Source organism: Segatella copri (assembly GCF_019127135.1).
Classification (GTDB): Bacteria; Bacteroidota; Bacteroidia; order Bacteroidales; family Bacteroidaceae; genus Prevotella.
Genome location: NZ_JAHOEA010000083.1, coordinates 1 through 9,549, shown reverse-complemented (window position 1 = coordinate 9,549; position 9,549 = coordinate 1). Strand labels below are relative to the sequence as shown.

Genomic DNA, 9,549 nt, shown 5'->3' with positions numbered 1-9,549 from the left:
GTTCTACCCTATGTGATACACCCCAAAACGGCCGTTCTCGGACGGGCTGGGGGGGGCTGGAAGTACGAAACTCAAATTCTTTAGGATTATTCATAAGAAAAGCGAAAAAAACTTTGGTACTTTCAAATATTAATCGTAATTTTGCAACATATTAGAGTAACCAAAAATAAGGAGGATTACAATATGACTAAAATAATGTCAAACCCAAAAGAACCAACAGTTGCCTATCGTCACGATTATGCAACAGAGGCTCATAACGAATCCGAAGAATATCCTTTTATGACACCATGCAATAATGACGAGTTGGTGAATCATGTCTTAGCTCGTGAAGAAGAATATGCAAGAACAGGCAACGCTGTTGACTTTCTAGAAATGATGGCCAATTTCAAAAACGAATTCAAATGGTAAACATACGAGTATTACCACCAACCCAAGAAGACAACGCTATTGTATCGAATATGCTAGGGATGAGTTTGGAAGGAAATGCGTTTTGAGATGGAAAAAGGAACTTGAGGCCATATACGCTCGTCTCATTATGTTCCCATTGTCATATTCTCAAGAGCCTATTCTGAAAGATTTTCATCGAGATTATCGTAGCGCACTGCTAATGGACAACTTCAAGCTCATTTATCGCTACGACAAAGAGCGTGATGAAATCGTCATTGTTGACATTTGGTACACCAAACGTTCTCAACAAGCATTATTGAGACAATTCAAAAGGAAACTATAAAAACCTAGCGAGCAAAGGATTACAGCCCTTTGCTGCAAATTTATCGTTTCTGCTTACTTTTCTGCAAGAATATGCAGAAAATTGGAGAAAAATAGTTGCAAAAAAACTTCGGTAGTTCAGTTTTTAATCGTACTTTTGCAACAGAATCATAATCATTAATAATAGGAGGATAGAAATATGTCAAGACCAATCAAAGAAACGCCCATTCTCTATGGCAAAGCAGCACGTAAATTTGAAGAAGAAATGCAACGTGTTGAAAACATGACCAGAGAGGAAAGAATGGCTAACAGAAAAAAAGTAGAAGAAGGATGTTCTGCATTTCTTAAGACTGTAAAAGTTTGCATTTAAGCGATATGAAGTTACTTTCTAAGGTCATCCCACTAGGCTCGCAAGACCTGCTGACTGCAGTGAGCAGACCTGCTGACTAGGCTCAGCAGACCTGCCGAGCCTAGTGACAACTTTCAAGAAGTTATATCCTTGTACTCCAGAAGATGGTTTCTTTCACTCAAGGAGACGTATCCGTTCACCCAATGAAACGTATTCTTTCATCCAAAGAGACGTATTCTTTCACTTAAGGAGACGAATCATTCAAGGCACGGAGACATCTCCACCAAACATCCGTTTTGCAAAATTCATACACACATAACCGATTGTAAATCTGATCCTATTTTATGAAGACCATCAACAATACGTTGCTGAACACCTTGCTACTGGTCAGAATGTATAACCGACACCAAACACAAAAGAGCGGTTCTTTGAGTTTTCTGGCCAAATCCAAACTTCTTTCATGCCAAGTTCGTATCCACCAAATAGTTGAATTTGGCTAAACTCGACACCAATCTTACCATTAAATCCCCAGTCAAAGCTTTCTCCTTTTATTGTGGAAATATCTAGAAGCTGGAGTTCTGCTTTTTTAATAGCAAATGAAGCATAAGGACCGACTTGACCAAATAAAGCTACGTTATCCGACAGATTAACGCGTCCACCGATATTGACAGGTATAATGAGGTTATATGACTTCAAAGAACCATCCGGTATAACAGGCTGACCTCCGAATTCTAGTTTTTTTGCCTTTGTCCCTCTTAACCCGAACTCCAATCCTGAACCCAGATAAACATTTGGAGTAAAGTTGTACTCCAAAATAAAACCACCACCATAACCGAATGTATTCTCAGTATTTGGTAACTCAGAGTACTTACTCATTGTTCCTGTAAAGGTTATGCCATATCGCATTCCCTTTTCTACTTGGGCAGATGCTGTAATTGTAAGCACAGTCATAACTGCCATCATAAAAAATTTCTTCATAACGTTTTAATTTACTTTTCAAGTCAGTGAAGGAATTCCTTCACTGACTAACATGATTTTTTATTTAATGCCACCCAACTAATGTAGAATGTTCATCACTTCACATCTAAAACAGACATACTTTGCTTGAAATTACCCCAAATAGTTGGATGCTGATTGTGAGGAATCTGGTTTGCCCACGATGAGACGTTGATACTAACAAAATTGTAAATCTCGTTAGCAGAAATAACTCTGTCATTATTTATATCTGCTGCACCACCTAATCCTTTTGCGAGGAAATATGTATAAAGACCATTTGGTCCTTGTGGTAATTCCAACGAAGTTTCATCCAATCTAGATGACAGAAAGAACATTACCTCATTGTTTGCAACAGCTTGTACCTGCAATTGTGTACGCTGTTTACCAAGACCTCCACTGAAACATGCATCCGCAAAAACCATCTTCCGCCCTGCACGACAATTACGAAATAGTATCTGCATTTCTTGATAACTCATTCCGCCAAGATGAGAGTTCGCTTGCATATCATAGCAACAAAAACCACCTTCATAACCATGTCCACTGAAAAAGAATATTACTGCATCTGAAGGCGTTGCCTTGGCAAAAACAGAACGAACAGTCTTAATAATATTAGAGTGTGTTGCCTGAGCGCCTGTTAATGTTGTAATGACAGCATCATGTTGAGCCATAATATGATTGAATGTTACTACATCTGCTTCTGTAAACGTAAGATCATTAATGTTCTGATAATCAGCGATACCAACAGATACTACATACGTATGCTGTGCATTAATTTCTATTGCAGAAATAAGTGACAATAGCAACAGTGCAATACCCTTTAGAGAATTCATTCTATCTATCGTTTAATTGCTCCAGAATTTGTGACTTCAATTATTGCATTTTCATTTGCACCTCCATATGAAGCATCACTTCCTAAACTGAAATAATAACGTACATAGCCATTTTCGGGAAGGAGATTTTTACCGCGGAACTCCTCATCTGCATTTTGAACCAGGGCATTAATATACTGATTAAACCACGTACGTGCTGTTTCATTGTCTGTCTTACCTATGGTCTTTTTGCCTTGAGAATCTGCCTTGTTTTCAGTAATCCAGCCAGACTTAAAAATATCAGCTAGGTTATTACCAGTTGCATCAATACAATTTGTCTCAACACCTGCCAACTGGACATAATAGTTGCCAATACCCTTGTTAGGATCATCATCGTCCTTGCTACAAGAAGAAATTGCCACACATGCGAACACTGCTACAAGTGTAAGCATCAAATACTTAATTGTTTTTTTCATTGTTTGTTTAATTTTTAATTTAACACTATATTACTTATCTATTTCTCTTATCAAACATGCAGTTTGGGAAATACTGCCAGATACAAGTTCAAATTCAGTAGACTTCAAAATTCCATTTTTATGTTCTTCGAACTCAGCCATATATCGATTATCCCAAATCTTACCTTTTTTCGGCTTAATTACAGCAACTCGTTTATAAGTAGTTCTGCCATCGGATGTTTCACCTACTTCCAATACTTCAAACCTTGAATCCTCGGTAACATCTTCACGAATACCTATATGGGCTGTAATAGGACTACTGCTCAGAAGAGGCGTTCTTACACGGAACTCCGGATGCTCTTTTTGTAATTGTGCAATAGCCTTGTCTATGGCACGGGTACACACCAATCGAATTTGGCTTTCCCTATCATTTACTCCTTTGAAGTTGGAATTCTGACTATGCACAGTCTGGCTACCGAGATAGCTCACAGTGAAAAGAGTCTTCTGTTTCTTGAATGCCTCTTTCTTGTTGGCATCTTGAGTAGCAGTATAATATGCATTATAGAATCCGTCAGAGATTTCCTTGGTCCAATCAAGTCGATACAGATAAGAAGTAACCGTCACATTAAAACCAGAATAATCATTTGCAAGAACACCAGCCACAGGCATAGCAACCATACCGACTAAAGGAATTGCAGACAATGCAATAGCACCAGACATACGTTTTTCCCTGTCGCGACGTTTGTCACCATATTGGATATCATTCACAAGAACATAAGTATTACCTATTAGCTCTTCACCTGCATCATAAACGATACCCTCCTGAGTTTTATGAGAATATAATGCTGTCTGAATATCAGAAGCATTCACATTGTAGTACCCTCTTTCCAAAATCAGATTAGGATTAAATGTTCCATCCTTGGCTTGATTAAACCACTTTGCTACAAGGCGACGACCGATCGCATTATCTCGAAGAAGCATATCAATATGAGGCTTCTGATCGTTGGCCTTGGTAGTATCACTTTCCTCAAGTACTCCTGCCTTGAACACTCGCTTTGACAGGTTGAATTCATAGAAATTATCCTGTATTGGTATTTTCTCGAATACATCAACCATTTCTTTGCAATATTCCTGGTTCTCATGTTTCAGCATGATAGAGTACATTGAACCCTTGTGATATTTGAATACGTCCTGGGCGGTAACATTCGATACCACCCAAAGACATATATATAATAACATTAGTCTTTTATTCATAACTAAAAATCATAAAAGGCCCGACCTACACAAAAGGCATCAAGCTTCATGGGATTGATTTTGTAAAACTTCCACTTGCCATCATCTTTGTTGTATTCAAACACATCCACTTTCTTACTGGCATCCAATGTTGATGTAAAGACACCATTCAAGAAAGGAATACCTCCAGCTTCAAGCAAGATGTTATTTACAACTTTAGTATGCGGCATAGAATCATCTACAGAGTTGACATTCTCATCTTCCTCCCAATCAACTTCTACATCTGTATTACCTAACCAATAATTTACAAATGCTTTTAGCTGATTAATAGAAGGAACATACCATCCGTCACCTAATGACTTACACCAATTATAAACTGGATAGTTGGTAAGTGAGATTCCTTTTGCAGATGCATAGGCAAAAAGTTCATCGGTATTTGCCTTTCCATCATTTTCGTCAAGCATTGAAATACCTTTAAGGTATGCAGATTTGACACAATACAAATTCTGTTTTCCTCTAAAAGCCTTAACGCTCATCATTTGTCCATGGGTACCATCTTCATTTACATTAAAGACTATACCTTTTACTCCATTTACTTGTAGCACATCGCCCTTCTTCACATTTTTGACTTGTGCCGAACAAATGAGGGAAGTAAAACACGCAATAAGAATTGTAATTATTTGGCGCATTATTTTTAGAATTTATGTACTGCACGTGCATCGAAATGAAGAACACGCTTCATACCAAGAGCATCACCTTCTGAGCGATGTGCGTCCTTTTTCAACTGATACTCCAGAATCTTAACATTAGGTGCTCCCATTGGGTGATTAACCAGATTCTTCCCCTTCTCGGTATTGATAGTATAAACTTTACCACCTTCTGCCTCAGTAGAAGAAATCATTCCAGCCAACATTTTAAATCCCATAGTACTTGCATTTGAACAGAAGAAACTATCTCCACCATTTCTTTCAACTATCTTATTATAAGCCTTCCATAGTTTGCACCCCTTTTTGTTTAAATCAAGGTTACCACCATTGAGATTCTTCCAGATTGTATTCAGTTCACCACGAGAAGGGATATACCACCCCTCTCCAAGACTGCGAGCCCAAGCAAAAAGAGGGAATTTCTCCCATGAGAGATTCTTTTCTGAAACATATTTGGCAATAGCCTCCATGTTTTTCATTCCATCATCTTCGAAGAAGGCGTTTGTTTCCAACTCCAAAGATTTGTCTGCCAGCCAATCCTTGTCACTTTCACTTAATGAAAGTACATATAAAAAGTGTTTGAGAGAAGAATGAGGAAAGTTTACTGGTTATCAGTTACTTTCCTCATTTTGGTTAAAAGTGACGAGGACAGACGAAGACGGGAATACGACAAGATAAGACAGAGGAACGTTACCTATCCGTAACCTATACCCAAAATGGTGAATGTTGAGGTTCGGAAGAATGAGGAAGGTTACGAATTGAATTTGAATACTCTGATTTATAGTGAGTTACTGATGAGTAACGTAAGTTTTTTGGTTACGAACCAAATTTGCCGTGTTCTGCCGTGAAATGCGTAGCAAGAAAAGACTCTTCATGTATTAATTTTGAACGCAAAAAAGAATGACGTTATGAAGAGTACATTTTCAATTATCTTCTACCTCAAAAGACAGGTAGTTAAGAAAGACGGTACAGTCCCAGTCATGGGACGTATCACAGTGGACGGAACACAGGCACAGTTCAGTTGTAAGGTGACGGCCAATCCAGATTTGTGGGACACCAAGGGCGGACGCATGATAGGTAAGAGTATGCAGGCTTTGGAAGTTAACCGCAAATTGGACAAGATGCGTGTGAGTATCAGTAAGCATTATCAGGAGATTATGGACAGGGACAACTTCGTCACTGCCGACAAGGTGAAGAACGCCTTTCTTGGCTTGGAGTATCGTTGCCATACACTGATGAAAGTCTATTCTCAAAGCCGTGATGAAATGGAAAAGCAATATAAGGCTGGCATGAAATCTTTGAGTACATACACGAAGTATAGAATTGGGTGTGCCTACGTGGGCGAGTTCTTGCAGGCGCATTACCATGTGAAGGATATTGCTCTGAAAGAGTTATCGCTGCCTTTTATCACAGACTACGAGACTTTTCTCAGAACCGACAAGCACTTGAAGATAAACTCTGCGATGGTGTTTGTCCGCAATCTCCGTGCAATGGTATTCCGTGCCATAGATAATGAATGGCTTGTAAAAGACCCATTCAGACGATATGAGTACAAGGAAGAAGAGACCACAAGAGAATTTCTGAGCAAAGAAGAGATTCATCTGTTGATGGAGACACCTATCACAAGAAAGAAGATGAGCATGGTGCGTGACTTGTTCCTGTTCTGTTGTTTTACAGGTCTCGCTTTCATTGATCTGTACAACTTGAAGGAAGAGAACATCAAGACATTTTTTGACGATGGCGAGTGGATTGTTATCCACCGACAGAAGACAGGAACGGAAGCCGACATCAAGTTGCTTGACTATCCCAAGCAGATAATGGAGAAATATCGTGGATTGTGCAAGGATGGCAGAGTCTTTCCTGTACCACCTTATAGAAGTTGTCTGCGTTCGCTCAAAAGATTGGGAAAGAAATGCGGTATCACCAAGCCACTTTCCTGGCATGTCTCAAGGCACTCGTTCGCAACCTCGGTTTGCCTCTCCAATGGTGTACCAATAGAAACAGTAAGTTCCATGCTTGGTCACAAAGACATCAAGACCACGCAAGTGTACGCCAAGATTACCAAGGAAAAGTTGAGCAAGGATGTAGAAAAGTTGTCCCAACAACTCAATCACATTGAGGAATTCACATTCGTGAATATTTGCAGCGATAATACGAACACAAAAAAGGCATAGTATGAAACGACAAGTGATAACTATACAGGAAAGCATGGTTATCTGCGATCCTCATCATGGTGAGGTGTGGATGACTGTTTGGGAGATTGCCGAACTGTTGAATGTAACAGGGACAACAGTGGACAATACAATCAAGCGAATTTGGAAGCAAGGTGTCCTAAAGGATTTTGAGCATTCGCAATACATCAAACTTGACAATGGATATTCTGCCGATGTCTATAGTTTGGACGTAATTATCGCCATAGCATTGCAAGTGGATACCTACCAAGCATTGCTTTTTAGAAGATGGCTTGTTGAAAAGATAGGAAATCGCAAAGAATGTCAAGCTACTCCAGGAAAGCAGGGGCGAACGACGATTATCGTGATGAACGGAACGATGCCGAGAGGTATCAGTTAAGCATTACACCTTAATTATATAATAGCGTACAGAGAAGAAATACCAAATGGTTGTATCACTCTGTGCGCTTTTTGCTTTCTATTTGTAGCGCAGTTTGCATATTTTAGAATGTTTGTCATCTATTACGGTGCGCTTTCTTACACAAAATAATCGAGATATTCAAGCGTATTGACTTAAATAGTCTTAAATTCACGTCAAATAATAGATTTTCTCAATCATTATTGCTGCTTTCTCGATTAATTTCCGTACTTTTGCACTCGGACTGTATATGCTCGACCGTTTTTTGTCACAGTTAGACGTGTTCTTACAAGATAATCGAGTCGGCAGCCTACGCCGTGCTGAGTGTAGTGAAGTCACTTATCTGACATATCTATACAAAAGCGGGTGTTGGGTGGGAAAAGCAGTCCAGACATATAAGGCGTTTATCTGACGCTCTGTTTAAGACACATCGAAATCTTGCAACCATATCGATATTTTGGTCTTGAACTTAGCAACGATAGATGTCCCGGGTGTGATTATATCAAAATCCCGTGGAGACCTTGTAAGCATAGATTGTACCCTTTTGGGCACAGTCAAATGTATTATATAGGTCTCTTTGCGGTAATGATTTTCATATCGGCGTGGGCTCTAACGTTGTCTGTTCAACCAAAATAGGCAATGCAAGAGCCTCGATGTGTGGGATGGGCAACAGGACGATTCCACGCTTTTTTGTGTCAATTTATTAACTGGGTTCTGCTTAGAATAAGTTAACACCGATATGAAAGTCGATGAACGTGCATTGCAAGATGTACACACCGTAGGAGGTGGTGAAACTCCTCCCTGTGTTGGACTTACCTCCAACACCCTCCCCAAAGCTCAAAGCACTGTATCTGCGGAGAGTTCACAAACAGGGGTGTCCACCAGAAATGCACATATAGCAGTAAAGCCTAAAGCGCAAAAAGAGAAAGATGTTCCTCATTGGTATGCCTTACGTACCACTTATGGCAGAGAGAAAAAGGCATATGACTATATGACATCCAAAGGCATTACGGCTTTCTATCCTACCATCGATACGGTTAAACTTATAAATGGTAAGCGCAAAGTTGTTAACGAGTCACGTTTACCAAACATTTTCTTCGCCTACGGAACAGAAGAGCAACTTAAAGTTTTTGTTTACGACAACGTAAACCTCCCATTCCTTCGTTTCTATTATCACCATACCCATATTGGCAGCAGAATAGAGAAAACTCCATTGATAGTTCCCGACTATCAGATGGATAGTCTCAAAATTGCGTGTGCTTCAGAAGAAGATGATGTTATCATTGTCTCTGGAGAAATCCAGAAGTTCGAGAAAGGTCAGTTGGTAAGAGTAATCAAAGGTGAGTTTGAAGGTTTTATGGGAATAGTGGCACGTCATAAAGGTCAACAACGAGTGGGTATTGTTGTAGATAACTTGCTGACCGTCTTGACGGCATATGTACCGAGTGCTTATTGTGAGGTGGTAAAAGATAAGCAGAAGTAAAATGTTTCATTAACATAATATGTAATTTTACAATGATAGAAGATTTTATATTTGACAATTTAGATTCATTCAACGATATTGACACTTCGGATATTAATTTGGATGATGGTCTTTCTGGAGCTTCATCAGATTTAGATGATTCTTTTGCTCCAACAGAGGAAATTGATTTCTTGAGTTCAACTTATAAATGCAACTTTTTGGGTGCGGATAATAAGCAATAAAA

General features: G+C 39.2%; 12 protein-coding genes. 6 read left to right on the top strand and 6 right to left on the bottom strand.

Going from position 1 to position 9,549, the window contains the following annotated elements:
* Positions 1-183: 183 nt before the first annotated feature.
* Together KSW37_RS14450 and KSW37_RS14445 are read left to right on the top strand one after the other, a co-directional pair.
* Entirely contained in the window at positions 184-408 is a 225-nt protein-coding gene (locus KSW37_RS14450) for a hypothetical protein (protein WP_217315029.1), read from the top strand.
* Between the two features lie 499 nt (positions 409-907).
* Positions 908-1,078 carry a hypothetical protein gene (locus KSW37_RS14445; RefSeq protein ID WP_181975330.1) on the top strand — a complete coding sequence of 57 codons (171 nt, stop codon included), beginning with the start codon at positions 908-910 and terminating at the stop codon, positions 1,076-1,078.
* Between the two features lie 366 nt (positions 1,079-1,444).
* On the opposite strand, the gene KSW37_RS14440 is transcribed toward KSW37_RS14445, so the two are convergent.
* The 6 genes from KSW37_RS14440 to KSW37_RS14415 all read right to left on the bottom strand — a co-directional run bounded on the left by KSW37_RS14440 (position 1,445) and on the right by KSW37_RS14415 (position 5,772).
* Positions 1,445-2,035: an outer membrane beta-barrel protein gene (locus tag KSW37_RS14440; RefSeq protein WP_217315028.1), complete on the bottom strand. Its 591-nt coding sequence runs from the start codon at positions 2,033-2,035 to the stop codon at positions 1,445-1,447.
* Positions 2,036-2,130: 95 nt separating this feature from the next.
* Entirely contained in the window at positions 2,131-2,883 is a 753-nt protein-coding gene (locus KSW37_RS14435; protein ID WP_217315026.1) for a caspase family protein, read from the bottom strand.
* Positions 2,884-2,888: 5 nt separating this feature from the next.
* Positions 2,889-3,338, bottom strand: coding sequence for a hypothetical protein (locus KSW37_RS14430; protein ID WP_217315024.1), 450 nt, complete (start codon positions 3,336-3,338; stop codon positions 2,889-2,891).
* Positions 3,339-3,368: 30 nt separating this feature from the next.
* Positions 3,369-4,556: a hypothetical protein gene (locus KSW37_RS14425; RefSeq protein ID WP_217315022.1), complete on the bottom strand. Its 1,188-nt coding sequence runs from the start codon at positions 4,554-4,556 to the stop codon at positions 3,369-3,371.
* A gap of 17 nt (positions 4,557-4,573) precedes the next feature.
* Complete coding sequence (locus KSW37_RS14420) at positions 4,574-5,239, bottom strand: hypothetical protein (RefSeq protein ID WP_217315021.1); 666 nt, start codon at positions 5,237-5,239, stop codon at positions 4,574-4,576.
* Positions 5,240-5,244: 5 nt separating this feature from the next.
* Positions 5,245-5,772 carry a hypothetical protein gene (locus KSW37_RS14415; protein WP_217315019.1) on the bottom strand — a complete coding sequence of 176 codons (528 nt, stop codon included), beginning with the start codon at positions 5,770-5,772 and terminating at the stop codon, positions 5,245-5,247.
* 390 nt (positions 5,773-6,162) lie between these two features.
* On the opposite strand from KSW37_RS14415, the gene KSW37_RS14410 reads away from it, so the two are divergent.
* The 4 genes from KSW37_RS14410 to KSW37_RS14395 all read left to right on the top strand — a co-directional run bounded on the left by KSW37_RS14410 (position 6,163) and on the right by KSW37_RS14395 (position 9,547).
* The gene (locus tag KSW37_RS14410) at positions 6,163-7,428 is read left to right on the top strand and encodes a site-specific integrase (RefSeq protein WP_217315017.1); all 1,266 of its coding nucleotides are present in this window, start codon (positions 6,163-6,165) and stop codon (positions 7,426-7,428) included.
* 1 nt (position 7,429) lies between these two features.
* Positions 7,430-7,825 carry a hypothetical protein gene (locus KSW37_RS14405; protein ID WP_217315016.1) on the top strand — a complete coding sequence of 132 codons (396 nt, stop codon included), beginning with the start codon at positions 7,430-7,432 and terminating at the stop codon, positions 7,823-7,825.
* Between the two features lie 757 nt (positions 7,826-8,582).
* A complete protein-coding gene (locus tag KSW37_RS14400; protein WP_217315015.1) occupies positions 8,583-9,326 on the top strand; it encodes a UpxY family transcription antiterminator in 744 nt (247 codons plus the stop codon).
* Between the two features lie 32 nt (positions 9,327-9,358).
* Complete coding sequence (locus KSW37_RS14395; RefSeq protein ID WP_217315014.1) at positions 9,359-9,547, top strand: hypothetical protein; 189 nt, start codon at positions 9,359-9,361, stop codon at positions 9,545-9,547.
* The last annotated feature ends 2 nt before the right edge of the window (positions 9,548-9,549 follow it).

Coding starts and splice junctions, on each gene's coding strand:
- KSW37_RS14410 (WP_217315017.1), top strand. CDS start 6,163: ATGAAGAGTACATTTTCAATTATCTTCTACCTCAAAAGACAGGTAGTT.
- KSW37_RS14420 (WP_217315021.1), bottom strand. CDS start 5,239: ATGCGCCAAATAATTACAATTCTTATTGCGTGTTTTACTTCCCTCATT.
- KSW37_RS14425 (WP_217315022.1), bottom strand. CDS start 4,556: ATGTTATTATATATATGTCTTTGGGTGGTATCGAATGTTACCGCCCAG.
- KSW37_RS14445 (WP_181975330.1), top strand. CDS start 908: ATGTCAAGACCAATCAAAGAAACGCCCATTCTCTATGGCAAAGCAGCA.
- KSW37_RS14400 (WP_217315015.1), top strand. CDS start 8,583: ATGAAAGTCGATGAACGTGCATTGCAAGATGTACACACCGTAGGAGGT.
- KSW37_RS14440 (WP_217315028.1), bottom strand. CDS start 2,035: ATGAAGAAATTTTTTATGATGGCAGTTATGACTGTGCTTACAATTACA.
- KSW37_RS14450 (WP_217315029.1), top strand. CDS start 184: ATGACTAAAATAATGTCAAACCCAAAAGAACCAACAGTTGCCTATCGT.
- KSW37_RS14405 (WP_217315016.1), top strand. CDS start 7,430: ATGAAACGACAAGTGATAACTATACAGGAAAGCATGGTTATCTGCGAT.
- KSW37_RS14430 (WP_217315024.1), bottom strand. CDS start 3,338: ATGAAAAAAACAATTAAGTATTTGATGCTTACACTTGTAGCAGTGTTC.
- KSW37_RS14435 (WP_217315026.1), bottom strand. CDS start 2,883: ATGAATTCTCTAAAGGGTATTGCACTGTTGCTATTGTCACTTATTTCT.
- KSW37_RS14395 (WP_217315014.1), top strand. CDS start 9,359: ATGATAGAAGATTTTATATTTGACAATTTAGATTCATTCAACGATATT.